The following is a 22714-nucleotide window of genomic DNA, read 5'->3' as shown; positions in this document are numbered from 1 at the left end:
GTACTGACAGGAAGTTTTCGACCATGCATACAGACCTCGACGGTGCCGCCGCGCTCGCCCGCATCGCAGCGGGATTCGACTGGACCTGGACACTCGAGGATGTGCCACGCTTCTGCGCGATCACAGGCTGGAAAATAGTGATTCGTGACAAACTGGGAATTGAATTTGCCACTGATCTCGACGTCAGACGTCCTCGAGCTAATCTGTTCACCGATAAGAAAATGGTCCCTGAAATTGCTGCGGCGGGTGAGGAGATACAAAACATCTCGATAACTGTGGCGGATTCGACTGCGGCTTCGCCCTCGCCAACAATGGGGGAAGTGGCAGAGTATTATGAACTTGTCGGCCAGCGACTTATTGCAGAGTTGGGTCCACCGAGGTACCTGGTGGACGAAACTGATCAGGAGCTCGTCTGGGATCTTCCGAAAGTGTCCATCTGTCTGTATCCGTTGAAGAAGTCCGTGATACTGGGCTTTGTCAACCCTCTTTTTCAGGAGTGGATGGAGAAGCAGGCGGAGCTAGACGATATCGCGCCGGTCAAAGCCGGTGGTGCGTTTCATGTGCAGTGTTAAGAGTTCACTCGGCTGGGTAGCTGGTTGGGACGCTGGTCTTATGGAGTGAATTTCTATTATCGGTCAGACTATTCCCGATATGGCGATGCTGCTTTGTGAGGTACGTCGATCATCGAACCCGTTGTTTTAGAGGGGCTGATTAAGACTCGGGTGTCGAATAGAGGCCGCTAGTTTTAGTAGTGACTGTATGTGTCTCTCGTGAGAGGATCTATGAGGATGAAATCAGATATCGAAGGTGCGGTGCGCCTAGCTCGCACGGCCATGGAGTTCGACTGGACATGGCAGGCCGAGGATCTGCCACCCTTCTGCGAGAAGGTCGGCTGGCGGATAGATGCGATCTACGAGCACAGCGCTGCCTTGGTCACGCCTCTTGATGTGTTCCGCAATACTGCACGTGTCTTTTTTGCGTACAATTCTTCCAGAGAGATCAGCTGGATGACATTGTTTGTCGCAGACGTTGAATATGGTCGAGGAGCTAGACCGTCAGTAGAGCAGGCTGATATTTATTCGCTACTCGAAGACCGAATTATCAAGGAATTGGGTCCACCAGATCGGCGTTTACCGGATCAGGGTGAGCCAAAAACGATTTGGGAACTGGAGAATGTATGCATCGAATTGTATACGATTAACAGTTCGATATCATTCCACATCGTGAACCCAGAGTATCAAGAGCAGCTGGATGAACCGATTCTTCCGTCATTTTAGTGCGGTTCTCCCGGTGAGGTCTGGGAGAATTAGAGGGTATATCGCTGGCCGAGTTTGGTCGTCCGGATGTTGGTCTGTGTCGCATCATTGAACATAAGCAGTCGGGTTGTCACCGATTCGAGAGCAACGTTGCTGGTCGACGTCTCACAAACAGGAAGCCTGACCGTTTCGGTTCAAGGCCCCCCTTTATATCCTTGCTGCTGGTGGCGATCTGATGTCGCCACCAGCAGTGTGTATTATTCGCCTAATATGGCGAAAAATACTGGTGGAGAATCTTATTGACAAGATCTACTGTCCGCCACCAAGAGGTTTCATGTGCTGTCTCACCTTGCTGTATCGTCATTATCACGTTCGACTCCGACCCGGATGTTGGGCGTGATCCTTCGTCACCATGTCCGGATCGAGTCGGCGTGACGACTGCTTTGCCCAGATAGGTAAGCCCTGCTGATGCAGGTATACCTGAGCAATAGAGAAACCTATTCAGAACTGGCGACTTCAGGATTATTTACCAATACCGCCCGGCGCTGCGTGGAGGAAACCGCGGACCTGATCACCGACCCGAGCATCGGGTCTGCGTGCAGTGTTACGCCGAGCCGGAAACTCTGGGCACCAGTACGTGATTGTCGACGACATGTTCATAGAGATCGACCAGGTCCCTACCGACTGGCTTTTCTATTCGGGCAAGCATAAATGTCACGACATGAGCATTCAGGTCATCACCGCATCGGACGATGAGATTCTATGGGTTTCGGACAGCCTGCCCGATATGAAGGCCGCCTGGATCTGGCAAATTCTGTCCGCAGTCCAGTCTGCGTGTTTGATCATGTTGGTCGACAAGGGTTATCAAGGATCCACGACAGCGGTGACCTCGTACACGGACCGCGACAATTAGTGGATGCTCAGCGAGGACGACGGTCGCTACTGCGCGCCGATCGACAGGTGTTGACCAGGGCAGTGTTGCGGCTTTTCGAAGCCATTAACAGGCCCCTGACCAGGCTGTTTGAGATCGAACGCCGTCGCGGCACCCGCGCCGACCGGCGGGCATAGACCCTTTTCGCGCAAGCAGTGTTGGTGCTGTGCTGGTTCTTAGACCTCACCCGAGTCGCACAGTCGGCCCGCGGTAGCGACCATCGGCAAGCCCACCGCTTATAACCACACGCACGAAAGCATCGATGTACTTGCTGGCCGAGCCCCAGAGCGCGGTGCGGAGTTACTCGAGGCGCACATGTCCGGGCGCGAGCGTATCGGGGTGAACGGCATGCTCATCTCCACCGACCGGCTCCACGAGCCTTACCCACGATTCGCAAATGGTAAACCGATGGACCGGGGGGCGGGAAACGCCGACACCACAGCGCAACGTCCAGTTCCACTGCGCGGGAGGAGTAGTCGCTTCGGTCGTCACAGACACAACCCGATCGCGAGTACGGCACCACCGCGTTGCGCACCCATGCCAGTATGCGCGAGGGACTGTCTGCCCGGTCCGCCAGTGCCCCGCCTGTACTGGGTGATCTCTGCTATGAGGGCGAAACCGAGGTGGACACGGTCGCGCGGTGAAGAAACCCGCTGGTGGGCAGTTGCTGGAACGGCAGAAAGCGGGCGACAAAGCGCACAACAGCAAACGGGCCATCGGTGAACGCGGCAATTCCCTGCTCGAAATCACATTCGAGATACTGCGGTGCGACAGCCTGTGCCCTTCGCGGATCAGCGTCATCGTCGTCGTTTCCTTTGTCCTACCCCACGCCGAGTACCGTCAGAAAACATAAATTCACAGCACACCGATTATTCGGAAAGGCTCGTTGATCGCCAGTAGTGAGTTACTGATGCCGCAGTGGAATTTATTGGTAAGGCTGAATTTTCTGAAAACTCCCGGCTATGCCATCTTTCTGAAAGAGTCCATCGATCTTCATGGAATTAATCGACGCTGTCCACGGCACTTGTCTTCATTCGATATCTAGCGTAACTATAGGTGCTTAAGTGACGAGGAAAAAATTGCCCGACCTACGGGCAAGAAAGACTAGTTCGCGCGCAGTTCCGATTGATCTATCTCCGGCGGCGCAAGCGGAAATCAAAGAAATTCAACATACTAAACAAGCCTCCCTTAAAGAGGAGTTGGACCGCAGAGAGGGGGAAGTCAAGAGATATTACGAGGAGGAGATAGGTGTCGAGGCGGATGAAGGCATCGAGGGGGATGAAGTTGCTAAAAAGAAAAAGCAGAAAAAGGAATCTATAAAAAGGTATCTCGACTATGCTAATAGTAGGGAAGAGCCGGTATCGAATGATAAAATTGAGGAACTCACAAAGCGCGTAGATTCATACCAGAAAGCCTTCAATGACCTTAACGGTCTGAGTGAGGAGGCTGGCGAGGTGGCTGCGCGAGACTATATCGGGCAGCGCATCGCGAGGGGGGAGGGGAAATTTGTAATAAAAGGTGACAATGAGCGGCCGGGGAAAGGTAAAAGGAATGTATTCGATCTGATAGCTGTCATCGACGGAAAACTTGTTTTGGTAGAGGCCAAAGCCCCTAAATCAGGGCTAGGCAACAGGTGGGTTACTGGCAAGTCTGGGAACCATGTTCTTGCTCAACAAGGGACGCGAGAATATCTGGAGGCCACGCTTGCTAGTGATGAATATCTACTGAAAAAGCTGGAGATAGACCATCCAGAGATCTACCAAGCGTTACTCGATGGCACAGCGGAGGTTGAATACCGGATGGTTCGAGTCATGCCGAACGGTACGGCCCGGACTCAACTATTTGATATCGGAGAAGACCCGGTTGGCCTGCCCAATCCTGATCGGTTCCCGGAGGGTGAACCGCCTGAGGGGTATCGGGGTAAAAAGGGCCTTCAGTCTGAAAGTAGGAGCATTCCGGATAGCCGAGGCGCTGGAAGTAATGGGGATAGGCCAGGAGGCAGGAGGAGCCCGCAGCGGCGGACCGGGCCTGCTACAACAGCTCTACTTGCTGGGGCGCTCGCATCCGCTATGTTGTTCGGTGGTGGCAGCCCGGAGGCGCATGCCGCTGGCACTCATGACACCACTTCGACGACGCAAGCGTCGAATACGCATGCTTCTTCGGCGAGTTCGGCTACGACGGGGCTGAAGGGCTGGGTTGCTTCAGCGCGGGATTCTGCTGGGGTGCACAAGCTGTTCAAGGATGCGGTGAAGAAGGGGGAGGCGCAGAAGCCGGCTTCGGATGTGGGGATGTTCGCGGGGGTGTTGAATACTGTATCGATCGCTACTCATGCGTGGGCTATCGCGCAGTGGGCGTTCAATACGGTGATGAATGCCAACCCGATCGGTGCGACACTCATCGCTGCGCTTACGCTTGCCACTGCCGCTATTGCTCTGATAGTGGAGAATTGGGATTCGATCAGGTCGGGTTTCGATTGGGTTTTCCGGAATGTATTGATACCGGTGGGGGAGTGGTTTTCGAATACCTGGAACGACACTGTGGTTCCGATGTTCCAGACGTGTGTCAATGCTGTCAGCACGATCTTCCAGTCGATTGTGGACACGATCACGGGTGCGTGGAACGGTCTTGTCGATGGGGTCAGGGGTTTCTTGCGGGGGTTCGCTGATTTTATCGACATGATTCCGTATTTCGGGATCGGGCCGAATCCACATGATTGGGCGGACAGAATCCGGGAATTCACCGATCCGGTGGAGATGGCGGATGGCGGGTTGTTGCGGGGTCCGGGTGGGGGGCGTGATGATCTGGGCACGGCGGCGGATAGTGAGTATGTTGTGCACGCGGCGTCGGCAACTCGGAATGCGCCGATGCCTGCGGCGACCAATGTTGGTGTCGCACCTGGATTCGCCGAGGGTGGTCTGGTGGCTCGCCCGGCGTGGAACTGGTTCGACGGCTTACCGGAGATGCCGGAGACGCTGACAGATTTCGCGGTCGCCTACGGCTCCGCGGACGCAAGCGACAACAGTACCGACGAGGTATCCGGGCGTTCGGTTCGGTCGCGGCGCCGGGCAGGGGAAGCGTCGGATGCGGCCGGTTCAGGTGAGTTGGGCGGGACGAGCGGCATCGGTGTTTTTCGGACAGTGCAGCGTGCCGGCTCGGCTACCCTGGCTCGGGCTGTGTTCGAAAACGCTATGGACGCAACTGGTTCTGTGCCCAGCGCGGGATCTGGGGTAGTGGATTATGTCGCAGCCGGCGATGGTTTCGCCGCAGCTTCCCGAGTCGGAGATCGCCTGTTCGGTATTCGCGGTGGACAAGGGGTAGTGGCGCGGTTGCTTGCCGCGGGCAGTTCTGTTTCCGGTGGGGATGGTGCGGCCCGGTTCCTGGCCGCCGGCGGGTCTGTTTCCCGTGGAGGTGATTCGTCCGGTGGTTTCGCGAAGGCGGATCTTTCGTTGTTGCAGGTGATTTCCCAGGATGCTGGGGTGTTTCCGGTGTGCGTGGGCAGCAGGTCGTACCGACTCGCGCGCTCGGTGTCGGTGGTGGGCGTCGCCGCAACAACCGGGTCGATCGTTCTTTGGCGATTCGTATTTCGGCTCCGGATGTGGATGCCGAGTTCATGCAGGTCAGAGCTAAGAGGGCGCAGCGTGCGTTGACCTATGGCGGGCGTTGGTCCTGATATCCAAGTAAGAAATGAGGTGAATTTCTGTGGCACAAGCCGCGACGATCGAAGTCGAAGGTGTCGATGGTTCGCACTGGACGCTCGCCGGTCCCGGTCAGGGGCGCGAGGGTGTCGAGTTGGGTACCACGCCGACCGGGCTCTACGACGCCCCGGTGACCACGATCTGGAACTCGACGGCGTTTCAGATCGGCGCTACCTATGGTGGGGCGAATTGGCAGAAGCGTGATGTGGTGTTCGGTGTCAATGTGTACGAAACAGATTCTGCCAGTTGGGAGTCGGTGGATTCGGCGTGGCGGAAGGCGTGGGCGTACGACCGTGATGCGAAGCTCGTCGTCACCACCGAGTACGGTGCTCGCACGCTGCATCTGCGGATGTCGCAGCAGCCGGAGTTCGTACCGCAGCGGGATCCGCATCTGAAGAAGTGGGGGCAGGTCACGATGACCTGCACTGCTGGTGTGCCGTGGTGGGTGGAGGAGGATGTCACCGCGACCGCGGTGTCGACCATCGATACCCGCGGCGCTGGACAATCCGAGACGTTGTGGTTGCCGGTGTCGAACCCGACTGATCAGCCGCTGTGGCCGCGGTGGGTGGTGACCGCGCCTGGGGTGTGGACTCTGCCGGATTTCTCCTGGACCGAGGATGAGAACAAGGCCAGGGTGATCACGTTGCCTACGTTGACGGCAGGTCAGGACGTCACTGTGGACACCGATCCCATGGAAGAGATGATCGTCGCCGCCGACGACAGCTCGGTGTGGGCGCGGATGAACGGCAAGATGTTCCTGCATTCGGTGCCGGCGTGGACTCCGGAGACCCGGGTTCCGGTGACGGTTCGTGGTGCGGCGGCCGGGGCGACGGTCCAGGTTCGCTGCCCGCGTAACTGGTCGCGGCCGTGGGGGTTGCAGTGACCGCGCCTGCCGTGGGTGGCGCGGCGCTAGAGCGGATGGAGACGATCCACCGCAACGCGCTCGCTGTCCGTAAGACACGTAAGGACAAACGGATCGAACCGCCGTTGATCCGGCTGTGGGACGGCGACTGGAACTTACGCGGTATCTGTCGAGCCGAGATCTCGGCCACTTTCACCTGGTTGCTCAACGAATCGGGCACTGGGCAGCTCGTGTTGCCTGCCGAGCACTACCTGGCTACATGGATTATGAACGCCTCCGCGCGCTCGACCCAGAACGTGCACGTCACTGTCGACAAGGACGGTGCGCGGTGGGGTGGCCGGATGAAGACCGCGACGCTGCAGAAGTCCGAGACGGGCATGAAAACCGTGATCGTGCAGTTCATGCACGACTACGAGGAGTTGAAATGGATTCAGGCGTGGAGTAACCCGTTCCTGCCCGCGGGTTTCCAATTCCCGAGAGTGTTCATGCTGGCCGGGCCGTCGATCTGGTGTCTGAAGCTGTCGCTGTTCGTCAATATCCTGCGGAAAGAAGCCAGCCTGTGGAAATTGCCCGACGACCCGCTGGATCCCGCGCAATGGATCAACCTCGACCAGTCGAACTGGTCGATGGTGGTGGCGCCGGGGAACCTCCTCTCCGACAGCTCCATCTGGACAGTGATCTCGTCGCGATGGAAGGGCTGGCACGAGATGGCCGAGGGCACGCTGGCAGACGCTCAGCTCATGGTTACCTGCCGCCGCTATCTCGCGGGTGATCCGCCGCCCTGGCCGGGCGCGAACCTCCGCCATGGGTGCTTGGTGTTCGACATCGTCGATAAGTCGGGGTACTACAGCGGCACCTCGGAAGGCGGTTCGCTGGTGGATGGGCTCGTGCACACGGTGCAGAAGTTCGTCAACGATATGACCGAGCAGGAGCCCAGCATTCTCCCGGACCCCAATGTCCCGGAGGAGTACCACCGGTCCGGGTGGCTGGGGACCAGGCCTTCCAATCCCTGGGTGATCTACCGCGAGTCGGAATACACCGGCATCCAGACCTCGGAGTTCACGATTTCGCCCGCGACCGCGGCGCAGATCAACTGCGGCGGGCACAGCATGCCTGGCGTCAACGAGGTCATCTCCTCGGTCGTGCATATGATCGGCGATCTCACTTCCACGGTGGCACTGAGCATTCCCGGCATCGGCGGGGTGGGAGTCAGCCTGCCTGGGATGGGTGGCCCGTTGGACACGTTCCTCAAACCGCTGTATACGGACACGATCCTGGCCTGGATGTCGTTCAAATCGCCGTTGCGTCCACCGCAGATGGGCTGGTCGCACTACTTCGAGTTCTTCCAGTCCGGAGCGGACAAGGCCTACACCTTGTCGTCGCTGGTGGCGATCCGCAGGGGTCTGTGGGAGACGCGCGGGTTCACCTCACACAAAATCACGGTCATCGATGGCGCACCGTACTTCATCGGTGAGCACGGGCAGGGCCACTTCTTCCTCGGTGACCGGATCGGCGCCACGGTCGATGGGTTGCCGAAGGGCCAGATCTTCGTGGAGCAGGTGACGGCGCTCGACCTCAGCTGGTCGCGCGGTGTCACGCCGTCGTGGCACATCGCCATCGGCGCCGACAAAGCGCGCGAAGACCCGGTTGCCAAGTCACTCAGGCACATTCAGACCATCATGGGCGATTTGCATGAACTGGGAGTCATGTGATCGCCATGCGAAATCCGGAGAGAAACTATGCCACTTCCTTTGCAGCACGAATGCAACCCGAACGACCCAGAGGAGGCGTTCCTCTGGGCGCTGATCGGATTGCCCGGTCCGCGCAACGGTCCACTCCTGGTGCCGCAGCAGGTACTGGGTAAGTGGTCGAAGCATTTGTGGGATCTCGGCTTCCGCCATCACCCCGAGGAGCAGACGCTGGAGTACCACCCGGCCGCTCCCGGTGGGGAGCACTGGTTGGCGCAGTCGGGGAACTGGGTTCCGGTCGGTACGCCCAAGCCCGCCGCGGTGACTACGCCTTCGGTGACCGATTTCTCGTTGGACGAACGGCGGGAATTGGTGCGGCAACTCCAGGAATCGGGTGAGCTGGCCCATCTGGTCGACAGTCGCGACCTCGCCGCCGATGTGGCCCACGACGGCACGTTCGAGGGCGAGGCAAGATGACCAGTCCTGATCGTTTCGTCCCCAAGGGCGCCTACACTGGGTCGGGCAAAGACGGAGATATCACCGGCGTTTCGAAAATCACTCAGGACACGGCGAAATCCGCGATGGCGGGCGGCATTGTTCGGTCCTACGGCAATATCGCGATCAATCTCGGTGCTGTCATCGATGCCGGGGTGAAGAAATTCGCCGCCGACCTGTGCGACGCGATCACCGGCGCGAGCGGCGGTCTGATCGATCTGAGCGGCTGGGCGCGGCAATTGCGCGCCGATGCCGATCAAGCTCTGCGGGATTCGGTATCCGCGCAGCGGAGCGCTTCGGGCGCGCAGTCCACCGCCGACAACCAGACGGTGATCATCGAGGCGACGAACTCGAAGATGCAGGTGTTGATCGATGGATTGCCGATCAAGCCGTACTGGGAAACGATGAATCTCACCGAGGAGACATCGTTTCCACGGAACCTGCTGCACAGCGCGGTGTGGAACCTTTCGGCCTCGGGGAGCACGGTGAGTGTGAACTACACACCCGCCTACATCCCCCCCGCGAACACCATGGAAGGTGCGTTCATCCGCTGTCTGTACAGCGGGGGGCGCAAGGTTGTCAGTTATATTCCGGATGCGGTGTCTTCGCCGTGTGAGTTGTATGTGGTTGTCGGCCGCATGCTGCCGAATGGCGATATCAAGATCGAATGGGTGTCGGCGAACCAGACGCCCGAGATCACCGCCAGCCGGGTGGAGCGCACTGTCGAGCTGCCTGCCGAGCTCATCTTCGAACAAGGGGAGACGGCGTTCGTCGGCATCCACCAGCGCGGTTCCGGCAACCGCAGGCCACTGCTGGGAATCGAGGCCGCCGACATCCCCCGCCCGCCGACGGTGTGGCCGCCGCAGCTCAACGCCCAGTTCCCGACCTCGTCGATGCTGAGCGTGGGCGCGGTGCTCGCCGCGGGCACGCTGAAGTTCTCCTCCAGGAAGATCCCGTACGTGTCCCTCGGCAAGTCGTCGTCGACCGGGGACCCGATCAAGCTGAAATTCTTCGAGGACTTCCAATCCGGCACTATGCCGACCGCGTTGGTGCGGTTGTCGGCACGGGTGGCGCGGGTATCCGACGGCGTGTTCGTGGTATCCGGAATGAGCGACGGCCTGCGCCGTTACCTGTACGGCCAGCGGCTCAACTACGACGACCACATGGTGACCGGTCGCATCCGCAACCCCACCGCGCAGGGCGCGCGACTGTTCGTACGATCCGACGCGAGCAACCGCTCCTACGTTTCGCTGACCGTGACCAGCAGTGCGGCCTATATCGTGCGCTGGACCGGAGGGGAAACGGGCTCCGTGCTGGCCACGGTGCAGACCGCAACCGCCGACAACGACGAATTCCGGATCAAGGCGGTCGGCGATGTGTTCACCGTGGAGAAGAAGATCAGCGGTGCGTGGACCCAGATTTTGACGCACACCGATTCGGGCAAGGTGCTGCCGAAGGGGTCGAGCTACCGCTACACCGGGCTCGGCACCGGTCGCTATTCCTGGGTGAACGGCGGCGGATGGGGCGACTGGAAGGCGGAAGACCTGTGATCCACAACAGGTTTCGACTGCTCAAATCCGGTGGTGCGCGATGACCAGCCCTGACCACAAAATCCCTGAAGGCGCCTACAGCGCCACACCGGGCGCCCCCTACGTCAGTGGCCTGGCCGGTATCACCAAGCAATCGCTACAGTCGCAGATGTCCGCTCAACTGGTGCGTTCCTATGCCGCTTTTCCGGCCAATCTGGCGAATGCGGTGCGCATCGGCTTGCACGAGTTCGCCGCGAGCTTCTGCGATGCGGTTACCGGGTTCACCGGCGGACTCATCGATTTGCGAGATTGGGCACGCATCCTGCGCGCGCAGGCAGCGAAAGCTCGCGAAGAGGCATTGACCGCGCGTGGTTCGGCTGTGGTTGCCGAGCAGATCGTCGCACAGGCCGGGGAGGCCGCGCAGGCCACGAGTTCGCGGGTGCAGGTGGTGATCGATGGGCTGCCGATCAAAGCGTATTGGGAGACGATGAACCTCACCGAGGAATCGTCGATACCGCGGAGCCTGCTGCATCAACGGGCATGGCATGTCTCCGACAGCCCGAAGACGGGATACACCAAGTACACCTACCAGTACATCGCCCACTACGACCAGAACAATTTGCCGGTCTACTACCCGCGGACCTTCTACGTTCAGTTCACGCCCGCGTATACGCCGCCCGCGAACACGCTGGAGGGCGCCTATATTCGCTGCCGCTACAGCGGTGGCCGGAAGATCGCGACGTTCATGGTGGAAGCGGTCTCGTCGGCCCCGTGCGCATTGTATGTGGTTGTCGGACGCGTGCTGGACAACGGTGATATCCGGATCGAATGGGTCTCCGACAATCAGACACCGCTCATCACGAGCTCTCGCTTCGAGCATTCGGTGGAACTGCCCGCCGAGATCTTGTTCGACGTCGGGGAGTCGGCGTTCGTGGGCATTCAGCAGTGCGGTTCCGGTGCGGTGCGGCCGTTGCTGGGGATCACCACAACGGATCTGCCGCGCGTGGCGACCGCACTGCCACCGCGCCCCAAGGCACGGTTCGCGGCCTCGGCGCCCTTGGCGGCGGGAACCACTGTGGCGGCAGGCACGCTCACCTTCTCGTCCAACAGCGTGCCGTATGTCGCGCTGAGCAAGGAACTCGTCACCGGCGACCCGGTGAAACTGGTGTTCTACCAGGATTTCGATACCGGTACGATCCCAACGGCATTCGCCAGGATGACCAGCCGCGCCGCCACCGTCTCCGGTGGTGTCTTCGTGGTATCGGGTAGCACCGATGGACCACGCCGCTACCTCTACGCCCAGCAACTGAACTACAACGACCACATGGTCACCGGTCGGATCATCAATCCGACGACGCGCCACGCGTGGCTCATGCTCCGGTCCACGGCGGACAACAAGAGTTTCGTCTCGCTCAACGCCACACAGAACGCACTCGTTCTCTTCAAGTACGCCAATGGTGCCTGGACCTCGTTGACCAGTGTCGCGACCACCGTCAAAAGCGGTGAAGTGCTGCGCGTCAAGGCAATCGGCACCGAATACAGCGCACAACGTAAGACCAGCTCCGGCTGGGTAGACGTACTCACCTACACCGACACCGGCAACTCGCTGCCCAGCGGGCCGGGCCACCGCTACACCGGACTCGGTACCGAGCGGGCGTCCTGGGTCAACGGTGGCGGTTGGGACTATTGGAAAGCAGAGGATCTATGACTACACCTGTCACCATCGGCGGCCAGGATCTGGCGCTCGAGGTGGACAACGGCATGCTCGTCGTATCCATCGTGGCCGACGGCGTCACGACCCGGCGCGGCAGCATCTTCATTGGAGAACTCGACCCCGAGCCCGATCCGGTCTTCGTCGAACCCGACCCCGTCGCGCCGCAGTCCGATCCGAGCTGAGGCAAACCATGACACAGAAACAATTCGGCTACGACCCCTCGAATCTCACCCTCGTCCTGTCCAAAGGCGCGGATTTCGTGCACACCATCGCACTCGAGTCCGGTTCGGCGTTCCCGAACGGTACGCAGGTGCGCATCGTGGTCCTGAACGCCGCCGACACGGTGCTCGACACCTGGCCCGCGGTCGTCGACAACGCGAACGCCGTCTTCACCGTGCAATCCGAGCGTGCCGATGCCATCCCGGCGGGTGCGAAATACCGCCTCTACGTGTCGTACCCGACCACCCCGACCACCGACTACCTCTGGTTCTTCGGAACCATCCGCCGCAAGCAGTAGCACCGCCACTGCTCGCTCGCCATTTCAATTATCACAGGAGATACATCATGACCATCGCTGTAGCCACCACCCGCCAAGCACTTGCCGACGCTTACAAGAACATCGCCGGATCCAATATCGCGTTCGTGAGCGTGCACACCGCCGACCCCGGCACGACAGGCGCGAACGAAGCGACCGGCGGCTCACCGGCCTACGCCCGCAAGCAAACCACCTGGACCTCCGCGACCGGCGGCGTGATCAACGGTTCCCAGGTGACCATCGATCTGCCCGCGGGAACCTACACCTACATCGGCCTGTGGAAGACCGCCGCGGGCGGCACCGCCGAATTCATCGACAAGGTAGCGATCAGCTCGACCACCCTCGGTGCGCAGGGCCAGTTGCTGATCACCCCGACCTTCACGATGTCCTGATCGAAAGGCGCGGCATGGCAACACAACAACTGCGCACGCAGGCCGTGCCACCGGCGCCGCCCGTGACCGTGGCATCGGCGCCGGTGGCGTCGGTCATCACCGACGCACCACCCACGGCGATGCGCACAGTGATCAACGCACAGGTGCCGGTCATCGAGCCCTACTCGATAGCGGGCTACACCGGCAGTGGACAAAGCGCAGTCACGGTCGATTCGGTGCGCGCGGCTCCCGCCGCACCCTTCGCCGGACAAGGCAGCGTGACGGCTCATCAGCGATGGACAGTCCCTACCCCCACCGCTCTCGACCGCACCGGACAAGCAACAGCCCGAGTCGCCATCGCAGCGGGCCCCGGTGTGCTCATGGCTGCGCTCAGTGGCAGCGGTGACCCCGGCGCGACAATCGGCGCGGGCACAGCAACCGGAGCGGGTTCGAACGGAACCGCATCGGTCTATCTCACGGCAATCACCACAGCCGAAGCGATTTTCAGCGGTGAAGGACGCTTTTCGGGATTGCCGCCGATGAGTGTCGGCTACGGAGCCGAAGGCGCGTTGTCCACCGGCATCGCGGTGGCCGGAAAAATTCCGGCAGCGGTCGCATACGCCGGGACAGGCGCGCTGTCCGCCTCCACCGGCTCCCGGCCGCTTGCTTCGGCGATCGGTTCCCTGACCGCCACCACCGGTCTCGCCGCGAAGCACACAGGTAGCGGCGAACTAGCCCAGACCTACGCCGTATACGCGACATCATACGCTGCGCCCGCGGGCGCAGGCACGCTATCGGCCGAGGCGAAAACCAGTTTCCAGCCTTCGTCGATGACGAAATCTGGTACCTGGTCAGGGTTGAACACCGGCTGGAGCACTATCTCCGGCTGGGCCGCCGACACCAGCGGTTACCCCGGCTCGTCGGTTGCCGACGGTAACGGCCTGCGCGCCCTGGGCGGGAAATCCGACGCCACGATCACCGCAGCCGTGGTGTTCACGTCCAACGTATTCAGCCGGCCGAACCTGACACTTCGGTTGCTGCTGAACAATGCGGTGATCGCCACCGGCACAACGAAAGCCGCCACCGCGAACGCGGCGACGACAATCACCGTTTCGGCTACCGCGACCGTCGTGGCGGGTGATGTCGTCATTGTGCAGGCGACATCTAACGCTATAGTCCCCGCGTACAACCCGGTCGCCCATACCGATACGGCGTCCTACGTGCGTATCGCATAGCGGAGGTTCGAGTAAGGGCGGGGTCGCCGCGGACATCGATTCCACGGTGACTTCCGCCCGCCGGGCAGCAGTCCAGAAAACCGGTTCTGCCTGAGGATTTCCGTCTATTCCCATTCCGATCGAGGCCCCGCCATACCGGCGGGGCCTCTGCCATTCCCGCGCCAGAACATCTGGAACTCTCGGCCGCACACCTGGCACCTCCTCGGAACTCCGCGACCGAGTTCATCGCCGAAGGCCGGTTGCCGCATAGATCTACCAGCGGATACCAGCTACCGACGCTGCGAGGAACCCACCTGCCAACACCAGTTCTCGAACCCGATTATGCGAACTGGACAAATCTAAATCTAAAGCAGCCCAGTAATTTTCCGATCCGCACTTCTTTGTGGGTTCTCGGCGGTGCGAACGCCGACCCAATCGAATAACGAGCTAGTGAAGGCAGTGACGTCATGGCACGCTACAGCGGTTTCTCACCCGGCCAACTCAACTACGAAGAATTCCTGCAATGGGTAGCTCGTCGCGGTGCTCATCTGGATACGCTGACTCCCGCTGTCGACGACCCGGCCGAGCAGTCGGTTGGTGGCGGTGGGAAGGTGCACACCTTTCACGGTATGAACCCTGATTCGGCTGCTCGTATGGTCGGGCGGATCGACGCCCGTCGCGAGCTGGTGGCCGGTGCCCATGAAGTCGTCATTGTCGCGGATTCTTTCGACCTCGGTACGTCGGTGCAGCCACCAGCGGCCACGGAGTCTGCGCCCGAGGTCGCAGCGTCGTCAACAGTGCCTGTGCGGCAACCGCTTCCGATCTTGACTTCGCTTGGTTGGCAGTTACCGAAAAGCGCTTCGCCGGGTCCGTTGTTGCAGTTCGTCGGCGCGCCGTACTCGTCGCCGAAGGACGACCCGGACGCCAAAGCTATGTATGCGATTTTGAAGGAGAGTAAGGAGTACTGGCGGAATGCGGCCGACGCTTTGTCGCCGGACGACCCGAAGTACGACGCCTACCAGAAATCTGCGAGCGATGCGCAGAACGCCTTGGACAAATTCGTGAATGGGTGGGCGGCTGAGCAGAGAAGTGATCAGGAGCCGTCGGTTTCCGAGGATGCCCCGACCACATCGTCACCTTCGGCCTCGTCGTCTCCGGGTAACTCGGCCTCGTCGGATTCGGGGGGTGCGGATTCGCAGGCGTCGCAGCACGGTATCCCTGACACGAGTTTGCTGGATATGCCGGACACCGCCGGTCGTGCCCCGGGTGATGTCTGGGAAGGGACCATGCTCGATGAGCGGCCGGTGACGTACCGCATCCCGGAAGGTAATGGCGCCAACACTGTCGATCTGGAGATCGAAAATCCTGATGGCACGATCGATCGTTGGCGGATCGTTCGTAATGAGCGTGGCGGGTTGCAGCACTGGCACGACGACGCTGATGGGAACTCCTCCTACGCAGGCAAGGCGACCGCAGAGGGTGACTGGTATTTCCAGAGTTTCGCTCCGGGTACGTCGACTTCCGGTGCGCCCAGTCACGATTTCACGGCAGATTCCGAGCTCGAGAACATTCGTACGCCGTCTTATGACGCGGACGGAAACCTCGACGGGATCGATATCGGTGTCCTCAACGATGAAGGTTTGTACGACAACCAGCACATCGACCTGTACAACAACACGACTTTCACCGCGACGGTCCGCAACGCGGATGGTGGATACGACAGCGTTCTGGTGGGGCAGATCGACAACACCGGTCACGGTTGGAGAATCGGTGCAGAGGATAAACGGTGGGATGTGTTTCCCGACGAAAACGGGAAACGTATGTACCGGCACTACAACCCGGAAACCAAGGGATACAGCTTCATCTACCATCACGGGCCCAACCTCAGGGTGGAGACCCGCAACGCTTCCGGGCGGGTAGTGAAATCCCAGACGTTCGGCCCGGACGGGAAACTGTTGTTCACGCTCGAGCGTGTCGGTGGGTTGCTCATCGAGGGGAGACTCGGAGAAGGCGGCGAGTTCGAATACGACTTCGTCAACGAGAAAGACGGCCGATCCACCAGCAGAGGGACACTCGAACACCTCCCTGACGGTCGCATGCTGCTGCGCTACCACAACGGTGAGACAGTCGAGGTAGACGCCGACGGAAACCCGACCGATACCCGCGGCCTGCCCGGCAAGGCATGGGACGTGGTCAAGGGTGTCGGACGGGGAGCACTCGACATTGTGACTTTCCCGTTCGAAGCGATCGGCACCAGCATGCAGCAGCTGTCCTCGATACGTGGGGGTGTCGGCGACAATGGCCGCGCCGTGTTCGTTGTCACCGCACCACCGCGCGAGGAAAACCTCACCAGCAAAGCGATCATCGACACCGTCGCGAGTGTCGGCTCTTCGACTGAAGAGGCGTTCAGTGTCCTCGGTCATGCGATTTCATCGTGGATTCCGCTTGATCAGTTGACGAACCCGTATTACCAGCATCCAACACTAGATACCGCAGTCGCTCAGCTGAATAACTCATACTTGCCCATTCATCCACAACCAATACGGAAACCGCCCTCGGTCGATGAGGTGCTCTGGGCGACCTTCGACATCGTCAATATCGCCACGATGTTCCTGCCGGCGCCGCCCATAGCCCCTCTTATGGCCCGCGTAGCTGCCACGGGACGTTACGTTACCGCCGGCTCCCGAGTAGCCGCTGTTAGAGCCGGAAACTATGTCGTCGACACCGCAAGTGTATCCATGCGGAACTTCCAAGCCGAACTCAACCACATACAAAACATGATCGGGAATTCCTGGCGGGACTTCCGCTCCGTTTTCGGCGGCCTAACACCACAGCTCGCGGGCGTGTCATGGCGTGCAGTCGAAAATTTTACCGATGTTACTCTTAGAAGGTTCTATTCGAGTGCAAGGCTCGGAAGCACTATACCGATTTTCAGTGGTCCGGTCCGCGCAGGTATAGGTCTCCGGCCTCGTATTGGTATCGCTCATCGGGTTGATTTCAACAGTGGATGGACATTGAATACGATGGGCAAGGTTTCCGAGTATCAAAGGCAGATTGAAGGGCAAATCAGTGGCCTCAACCGTATGACACCGAACGAGTTGCTCCACAATATGAGAACTGTGAAGCGAAAGGGGGCAGCCCAGAAGAAAGCCAACGATGATTACCGCATAGCTATATACGATGAAGAGTTTATGAATGCTAGAAGGCTATTGCATAGGGATCCCGCTGCTCTGAAGGGGAAGACGCCCGAGAAATACGCTGAGCTACAGACGAAGGAGCGCACGAAAGATTTGGCAGCCTTACATGAGCCTGATATTATCGCAGGCGGTAAGGATGTGATCCATTATGAAGCCAATGGCCTTCCCCGTATGGGGGACATATTTGTGAACTCCTCGATCGGAAGTCAATGGAGGGGTCGGCGAAGGGAGGCGCTCAAGCGGTATGCTGAGGATTTGGTCGACGCTGGTTTCGGTGATCATCTCATGAATATCGAATGGAGCTTGAGGTAGAACATGTCGTTTTCTGTCAGTGAGATTACTGATGTATGGGGGCAGCCGATATTTCGTAGGCCTGTACCGGCGAATCGGTTCGACACATACGCGGACATCGTTCCCGGCTTCTTGCTAGATCTGTGGCGAGAATTAGGGTTTTCAGGATTTCGGAAAGGTCTGTACTGGATCTGTGATCCCGTACAGTGGCAACCTGTCGTCGATGAGTGGACATCGAATATAGAATTTCCGTTTGGTCATGACAAGTGGATTGCTGTGGCCAGGTCGGCTTTCGGGGAAATGAAACTCTGGGGTGAACGCACAGGTATGAGTCTCGCCGTAGTTCCTTATTTTGGTCAGATTATGCCTGTCGACAAGTCCCGTCATATGCATGATGATTTTGAGCGAGATCTTCAAATCTGCGCCTCGTTCGTATCGGCCTCACGAGCGATGAACCCAGATGGTGACGATGACCGGCCTCTTTTTGAAAGGGTACTTAAGAAAATAGGTCCTGTAGATTACAACACCATGTACGGATTCGTGCCAGCGCTCGCCCTCGGAGGGGAGATGCTGCCGGATCAAGTCGAAATTCTAGATGCGGAGGTTCATATGCATATATTGAGCCAAGTTACACCGCGGACACTCTTGGCTGACAATCCATACCGATAGTTGAAATTCTCAGCGCACCCCGTACCCGGCGACCGGATCGGCTTATTTCCTCAGCATAAACGCCAGAACGGATCAGCGGCTGAATAGAGCCAACTTGAAGAATGAGGCTTATTCACTGGCGATCTTGTAGAAGTGGAGTGCGATCACCGTGGAAAAGGATCCGTGGTACCAATATCTACTTGAAATAGAAATGATTCCAAGCGAGCGATAGGATGGATGACTTCGTGATCAGTGCTGTGGATTATGAAAGCGTGTGGGGAAAAGAGAATACTATTCGATTTCCTCGAGGCAAGTGGATGCAAGAATTTGCTGCACCCGCCGAGTCCTACCCCGATTTTGATTTCATTCCACTGGAGATGTCGGATGTCTTTACTTCCTATCTAGAAGAATGTCGTTTTGATCTTTACGATCGAATCAATCTCGATTTCGGTGATGGAGGGGAACTGGAGGTACTGGTCATCGGAGCTGCACCAGCGGACCCGAATTCTATACTGTTCGTATTCGATTCAATCGGGGGTAAATTACTCCTTTTGGGTGTCGAGAGCGGTGGTTTGGAATTGGTCAACTCTAGTTTTAAGAAGTTTAGTGAGTTCCTCTATTTCTTCGCCTGCTTTGCAGAAAAAGACACGGGTTTGCAAGGGCGCGCCAAAAGGGCGCTCGAACTGCGTGATCTGTTAATAAGTGTAGACGAGGCTTCCTTCAACAATTCTAATTCATGGTGGTCGACCGTTATGTCGCAATTGGGTGCGGCTCCTGTCGCGTAACGTAATGACGATGCCAATGAGGTGATCTCATTGAAGTGATCTCAGTAAGTTTCATGCGATCCGTTTGTATTCGAAATGGGTGAGGACGAGTGCCAGGGCAGCGGCGTTCTCGTCAGGCGGCCTGTGACCTGCTGATTTCCGGGGTGAGGAGATGGATGCCGCGGCGCGGGTCGAACGCGGTGGTCCGGCACGCCTCGGCGATGTTCGTCGCCCCGTCGAGCCGGTGCAGACTCAGTGCCGCGTTCCGCAGCGTCGCCATCACCTGTGGAACGGTCCCGGTCCTGACCGCTGACCTGTCCTCGTCGTAGGTCACATCACGAACATGGTGCACGCGATTCTCGATCCCCCAATGGTTTCGCAACCACTCCGCTATCTGTCGGGGTTTGGCGATCTCGAAGGGCGCCGAACAGATCGCGTAGACGATCTCACGCGAGGTCTCCCTGGTCGCCACCACGACCCGTTGCCGCACGACGCGGATGGCTCGACGCGCGTAGTGGAATCCTATTTCCCTTGGTGCGGTGATGATTTGGAATGTTCGTTTCTCGACACGGCCGTGGGTGGGTTTGTCGCTGGAGTCGGTGGCCACGATCGGGGCGTGCGCCCACGGCAGTCCGGTGACACGCGCGAGGTAGGTAGGTCGGTTGATTGTCCTTGCACACGAGCAGGTAGTGCCAGCCGAGGTAGCGGCGGACCAAGCGGGCGGTTGCGGTTTGGGTATGCATCGCGTCGATGGTGAGCAGTAGTTTCACCTTCGACCCGCAGGCGTGGACGGCGGCTTTCATCGGCTTGAGAAGAGTTCTGACAGTAGGGATCTCGTTACTCTTCTCGTCGATGGCGAGCTGTCCGGTCACCAGCCGGGCGTGGTGGGCGAACGCGGCCACCACGTGCGCGGCGGTCGCACCCATGCGTTTGGCCAGGCGCAGGGTTTTCCCGTCGATCGCGACGGCGACCAGGGGCGTATCCGTGGCGGCCAGGGCCATGCGGGTGAAGTAGGCGCCGAGACGCTGGTCCAGGTCAGCGGGGTCGATGAGGCCCAGAACACGACGGAAGGTTTTGTCGCTGGGCCGGTAGTTCTTGGTCAGGCCGAGGTCAGCGAGCATATCGGCGGGAGCGTTGTGTGCCCAGCTGGCGTAGCCGGTGAATCCACGCATGCCGGCGGCGGTGGCCAGGATCGCTATGGCCAGCAGCATGGTCAGACGAATCCTTGATCAGCGTCCGAGTTATTGATCAGCCGCAACGTAAACCCGGCAGCGCAAGTGGATCATTAAGATCTTACGGTCTGGAGCTGGTTCGGCATGACAACAACTTTGCATCGAAGGTAAACGACTTCGGGAACACGTCGTTGAGAAAATCGTATATAGACGACCATGGGAGTCTCGTGCCGGCTGACAAGGGCGGATCAACCGAACCTTGGCAGCATGTTCTTGGTGGTAAAAACAAGAGCGCCAAAGAGGGTAGTCCATACACTTCATTCAGCGTGAAAGACGAAACCGGAAAAATATACGGAAATCAGGAGATAACAGTTGATGTCGACAAACTCCAGAAGGCTATAAAAGATGGCCGGGTTCACAACATCCAGATACTTCGCTCGACAGATATAGAGGCATCCTTCAAGCGAGAGATCGACAGATTGGCCAAGGGGAACCAGATCAGTGTCAACCTACCTATTGATGCGACACCTGCTGCGATCGAGAAGTTCGTTGACGGTGAGATCCGGCGACTTGCTGAAGCCGGGGTAGTCATCAGCAAAAAGGATCGCAGTCGTCTCACTGGACGCGTTCAAGGACTCCTCAACACACGTCGTGATGGTGAGTGGCTGATCAAGGGAGTCCTTCCGAAGGAGTTTATCGATGGGCCCTACAATGTGATCAAGGGCTAATATAACAGGAGATAATATGACATATGTGTCTATTAAGGATTTGCTGTACACTGATTTCGATGGGGGTGCCATCGATGACCCAGACGATGTCATTCTCGAAGCCCTCGACGATCCCCGCTACAAGCATCGAATCGCGTCACTCGCCCAAATCCTCCAGGATGCGACTGCCCCGGCATACGATCGTTTCCTCGCATGCTGTGCACTGACTTCCTGGGCTGAACCCGTCGGCTATCGTGTGGTGATCGCTGCCGCGTCAGCGGGCACCGAAGCAGTCTGGTTCGGCGCTCTGCCTCATCGACTGTTTCCCACAGACGAGACCTTCTCCCAGCTTGCACACGCGGTAAGGGTCAGCAAAGACTTCGTGGAGGAGAAATCGACGCAGGCCGATCGCTTGGCAAGCTTACGTGCGCTGATCGGCATCGCCGATCAGTACTACTTTGACTGGGCGCTCGCAAGTGCGATCGATGACAGCACGGTCGACAGCGTCCGTGACGATGTCGTTGCCACTGTGCGACGTGGTATTGCTGCGCTGGCCGAGAAGAATGGACGACCAGGTTTCGAACTCGGCGCTCAACTGGCGGATTTGGTGGCTTCGATAACCGCTACGGATGAGGCAATGGCTGTTGAACTCGGCTATGCGCTGGCCCAAGCCGATCATTCAACGAACACTCTCATCCGCCTCATAGCAATTGCTTCGCATGGAGTGACCTCACTAAGTTACTCCTTCGGTCGATACCTCACGACATCTAGCGTGAAAGAGATTGCAGCTGCCGCCTCTCAGGCCTTGGCAAGGCGCAAGCAGTAGCGAGCCTCGATCTTTCGCCGGGCCTGCGGCCCGGAGTGATCGGGTTCGGATTGGGGTTTTCGGATCGTCGTGGACCTGGATTATTCCCGAGGCCGGAGAAGCCCCAGGTCTACGGTGGGTTGTGCATCGGTCACAAGGTCGCCCTGGCCGTGTCATAACGTAATAGTGTTGGATACCGATAGTTTCTATAGCCGATCGAGAAAGACAACCTGTACGAGGAAGAGGTCATGGTGGTCACCGATACCACACCCGCCCCAATCACTACCAATGATGTTCTTATTCATATGAACATGAAGATTTAATATATCATCTAGACGCGCCTACGTGATACGGTGGGCGTGAATCATAATTGAAGGCAACGACATTCGCTTGTATGCCTGACTCTGAAAAGGGGTAGCGTGACTTTCTATCAAATCAACCCTCTCAGTCCCGTCGGCGGGGGGTACAAACAAATACGATAAAAGCCGTACACCGATACGGGTGATCTCAGTTCATGTCGATTTGCGCTACTCGGTCGACGGCGAACTAATTGAGACACATGCATGCGGGTACGCGGTGAAGAAGTCGCTGGCTGATGCTATGGCTGAGACCGATCTGACTGGATACGAGTTCTGTCCGATTACTGTTTCTATCGATAAATACGCCGAAGATCCGGACAGTGTCGAGATTCCGCCCATGGTCGGTCTGTACATCACCGGACAGGCTCTTGTTGATGACTTCGGTGCAAAGGGTGTCGGTCGCCTGATCGTTTCCCGACGTGCGGCGGAGTTCCTTTGGAGTCATGATGCATACCTTCGGGAAAAAACGTACAAGTTGGAT

At 58.7% G+C, this 22714-nt stretch carries 23 protein-coding genes; 20 read left to right on the top strand and 3 right to left on the bottom strand.

Annotated features, from left to right (window positions below; genetic code table 11):
- The 14 genes from ACX4ZE_RS21630 to ACX4ZE_RS21565 form a co-directional block, all read left to right on the top strand.
- The coding region (locus ACX4ZE_RS21630) for a DUF6301 family protein (protein WP_480275304.1) at nt 1-572 on the top strand (572 nt) is incomplete at its 5' end.
- A 216-nt stretch (nt 573-788) separates the two neighbouring features.
- A complete protein-coding gene (locus tag ACX4ZE_RS21625) occupies nt 789-1277 on the top strand; it encodes a DUF6301 family protein (RefSeq protein ID WP_480275303.1) in 489 nt (162 codons plus the stop codon).
- Between the two features lie 631 nt (nt 1278-1908).
- Nucleotides 1909-2169 (top strand): transposase family protein, encoded by a 261-nt coding sequence (locus tag ACX4ZE_RS21620; RefSeq protein ID WP_480275302.1) that lies wholly within the window; start codon nt 1909-1911, stop codon nt 2167-2169.
- 658 nt (nt 2170-2827) lie between these two features.
- Nucleotides 2828-3040, top strand: coding sequence for a hypothetical protein (locus ACX4ZE_RS21615; RefSeq protein WP_480275301.1), 213 nt, complete (start codon nt 2828-2830; stop codon nt 3038-3040).
- A gap of 211 nt (nt 3041-3251) precedes the next feature.
- Entirely contained in the window at nt 3252-5834 is a 2583-nt protein-coding gene (locus ACX4ZE_RS21610; RefSeq protein ID WP_480275300.1) for a hypothetical protein, read from the top strand.
- Between the two features lie 52 nt (nt 5835-5886).
- The gene (locus tag ACX4ZE_RS21605) at nt 5887-6765 is read left to right on the top strand and encodes a phage tail protein (protein ID WP_480275299.1); all 879 of its coding nucleotides are present in this window, start codon (nt 5887-5889) and stop codon (nt 6763-6765) included.
- Nucleotides 6762-8456, top strand: a complete 1695-nt coding sequence (locus ACX4ZE_RS21600) for a Gp37-like protein (protein ID WP_480275298.1) — start codon at nt 6762-6764, stop codon at nt 8454-8456. Before ACX4ZE_RS21605 ends, ACX4ZE_RS21600 begins: the two co-directional genes overlap by 4 nt.
- Before the next feature lie 27 nt (nt 8457-8483).
- Nucleotides 8484-8909, top strand: a complete 426-nt coding sequence (locus ACX4ZE_RS21595) for a phage gene 29 protein family protein (protein WP_480275297.1) — start codon at nt 8484-8486, stop codon at nt 8907-8909.
- Nucleotides 8906-10477: a hypothetical protein gene (locus ACX4ZE_RS21590; RefSeq protein WP_480275296.1), complete on the top strand. Its 1572-nt coding sequence runs from the start codon at nt 8906-8908 to the stop codon at nt 10475-10477. The genes ACX4ZE_RS21595 and ACX4ZE_RS21590 overlap by 4 nt, the downstream gene beginning before the upstream one ends.
- 40 nt (nt 10478-10517) lie before the next feature.
- Nucleotides 10518-12164, top strand: a complete 1647-nt coding sequence (locus tag ACX4ZE_RS21585; protein ID WP_480275295.1) for a hypothetical protein — start codon at nt 10518-10520, stop codon at nt 12162-12164.
- Complete coding sequence (locus ACX4ZE_RS21580; protein WP_480275294.1) at nt 12161-12352, top strand: hypothetical protein; 192 nt, start codon at nt 12161-12163, stop codon at nt 12350-12352. Before ACX4ZE_RS21585 ends, ACX4ZE_RS21580 begins: the two co-directional genes overlap by 4 nt.
- Nucleotides 12353-12360: 8 nt before the next feature.
- Nucleotides 12361-12687 (top strand): LtfC-like domain-containing protein, encoded by a 327-nt coding sequence (locus tag ACX4ZE_RS21575; protein ID WP_480275293.1) that lies wholly within the window; start codon nt 12361-12363, stop codon nt 12685-12687.
- 47 nt (nt 12688-12734) lie between these two features.
- The gene (locus ACX4ZE_RS21570; protein ID WP_480275292.1) at nt 12735-13097 is read left to right on the top strand and encodes a phage tail fiber protein; all 363 of its coding nucleotides are present in this window, start codon (nt 12735-12737) and stop codon (nt 13095-13097) included.
- A 14-nt stretch (nt 13098-13111) separates the two neighbouring features.
- Nucleotides 13112-14311, top strand: coding sequence for a hypothetical protein (locus tag ACX4ZE_RS21565; RefSeq protein WP_480275291.1), 1200 nt, complete (start codon nt 13112-13114; stop codon nt 14309-14311).
- Nucleotides 14312-14778: 467 nt separating this feature from the next.
- On the opposite strand, the gene ACX4ZE_RS21560 is transcribed toward ACX4ZE_RS21565, so the two are convergent.
- Complete coding sequence (locus ACX4ZE_RS21560; RefSeq protein ID WP_480275290.1) at nt 14779-14907, bottom strand: hypothetical protein; 129 nt, start codon at nt 14905-14907, stop codon at nt 14779-14781.
- Nucleotides 14908-15162: 255 nt separating this feature from the next.
- On the opposite strand from ACX4ZE_RS21560, the gene ACX4ZE_RS21555 reads away from it, so the two are divergent.
- The 3 genes from ACX4ZE_RS21555 (at nt 15163) to ACX4ZE_RS21545 (ending at nt 19211) form a co-directional block, all read left to right on the top strand.
- Nucleotides 15163-17799, top strand: coding sequence for a polymorphic toxin type 15 domain-containing protein (locus tag ACX4ZE_RS21555; RefSeq protein WP_480275289.1), 2637 nt, complete (start codon nt 15163-15165; stop codon nt 17797-17799).
- A gap of 3 nt (nt 17800-17802) precedes the next feature.
- Complete coding sequence (locus ACX4ZE_RS21550; RefSeq protein WP_480275288.1) at nt 17803-18447, top strand: GAD-like domain-containing protein; 645 nt, start codon at nt 17803-17805, stop codon at nt 18445-18447.
- 212 nt (nt 18448-18659) lie between these two features.
- Nucleotides 18660-19211 (top strand): SUKH-4 family immunity protein, encoded by a 552-nt coding sequence (locus tag ACX4ZE_RS21545; RefSeq protein WP_480275287.1) that lies wholly within the window; start codon nt 18660-18662, stop codon nt 19209-19211.
- Nucleotides 19212-19323: 112 nt separating this feature from the next.
- On the opposite strand, the gene ACX4ZE_RS21540 is transcribed toward ACX4ZE_RS21545, so the two are convergent.
- Both ACX4ZE_RS21540 and ACX4ZE_RS21535 read right to left on the bottom strand, forming a co-directional pair.
- Nucleotides 19324-19734 (bottom strand): transposase, encoded by a 411-nt coding sequence (locus ACX4ZE_RS21540; RefSeq protein WP_480275305.1) that lies wholly within the window; start codon nt 19732-19734, stop codon nt 19324-19326.
- On the bottom strand, nt 19637-20401 hold the full coding sequence (locus ACX4ZE_RS21535; protein WP_480275286.1) for an ISAs1 family transposase: 765 nt from the start codon (nt 20399-20401) through the stop codon (nt 19637-19639). The genes ACX4ZE_RS21540 and ACX4ZE_RS21535 overlap by 98 nt, the downstream gene beginning before the upstream one ends.
- Before the next feature lie 188 nt (nt 20402-20589).
- Between ACX4ZE_RS21535 and ACX4ZE_RS21530 the strand changes: the two genes are divergently transcribed.
- The 3 genes from ACX4ZE_RS21530 to ACX4ZE_RS21520 all read left to right on the top strand — a co-directional run.
- Nucleotides 20590-21090 (top strand): hypothetical protein, encoded by a 501-nt coding sequence (locus ACX4ZE_RS21530; RefSeq protein WP_480275285.1) that lies wholly within the window; start codon nt 20590-20592, stop codon nt 21088-21090.
- A gap of 16 nt (nt 21091-21106) precedes the next feature.
- Nucleotides 21107-21895, top strand: coding sequence for a hypothetical protein (locus tag ACX4ZE_RS21525; RefSeq protein WP_480275284.1), 789 nt, complete (start codon nt 21107-21109; stop codon nt 21893-21895).
- A gap of 480 nt (nt 21896-22375) precedes the next feature.
- A partial coding sequence (locus tag ACX4ZE_RS21520; RefSeq protein WP_480275283.1) for a hypothetical protein occupies nt 22376-22714 on the top strand: 339 nt, incomplete at its 3' end.

Source organism: Nocardia sp. TBRC8007, assembly GCF_056629435.1.
This window is presented reverse-complemented; position numbering and strand designations above follow the sequence as displayed.

What these genes read in the sequence shown, in the direction of transcription:
- ACX4ZE_RS21595 (WP_480275297.1), top strand. Translation starts at nt 8,484, where the DNA reads ATGCCACTTCCTTTGCAGCACGAATGCAACCCGAACGACCCAGAGGAG.
- ACX4ZE_RS21550 (WP_480275288.1), top strand. Translation starts at nt 17,803, where the DNA reads ATGTCGTTTTCTGTCAGTGAGATTACTGATGTATGGGGGCAGCCGATA.
- ACX4ZE_RS21565 (WP_480275291.1), top strand. Translation starts at nt 13,112, where the DNA reads ATGGCAACACAACAACTGCGCACGCAGGCCGTGCCACCGGCGCCGCCC.
- ACX4ZE_RS21590 (WP_480275296.1), top strand. Translation starts at nt 8,906, where the DNA reads ATGACCAGTCCTGATCGTTTCGTCCCCAAGGGCGCCTACACTGGGTCG.
- ACX4ZE_RS21575 (WP_480275293.1), top strand. Translation starts at nt 12,361, where the DNA reads ATGACACAGAAACAATTCGGCTACGACCCCTCGAATCTCACCCTCGTC.
- ACX4ZE_RS21535 (WP_480275286.1), bottom strand. Translation starts at nt 20,401, where the DNA reads ATGCTGCTGGCCATAGCGATCCTGGCCACCGCCGCCGGCATGCGTGGA.
- ACX4ZE_RS21580 (WP_480275294.1), top strand. Translation starts at nt 12,161, where the DNA reads ATGACTACACCTGTCACCATCGGCGGCCAGGATCTGGCGCTCGAGGTG.
- ACX4ZE_RS21620 (WP_480275302.1), top strand. Translation starts at nt 1,909, where the DNA reads ATGTTCATAGAGATCGACCAGGTCCCTACCGACTGGCTTTTCTATTCG.
- ACX4ZE_RS21570 (WP_480275292.1), top strand. Translation starts at nt 12,735, where the DNA reads ATGACCATCGCTGTAGCCACCACCCGCCAAGCACTTGCCGACGCTTAC.
- ACX4ZE_RS21585 (WP_480275295.1), top strand. Translation starts at nt 10,518, where the DNA reads ATGACCAGCCCTGACCACAAAATCCCTGAAGGCGCCTACAGCGCCACA.
- ACX4ZE_RS21545 (WP_480275287.1), top strand. Translation starts at nt 18,660, where the DNA reads ATGGATGACTTCGTGATCAGTGCTGTGGATTATGAAAGCGTGTGGGGA.
- ACX4ZE_RS21625 (WP_480275303.1), top strand. Translation starts at nt 789, where the DNA reads ATGAAATCAGATATCGAAGGTGCGGTGCGCCTAGCTCGCACGGCCATG.
- ACX4ZE_RS21525 (WP_480275284.1), top strand. Translation starts at nt 21,107, where the DNA reads ATGACATATGTGTCTATTAAGGATTTGCTGTACACTGATTTCGATGGG.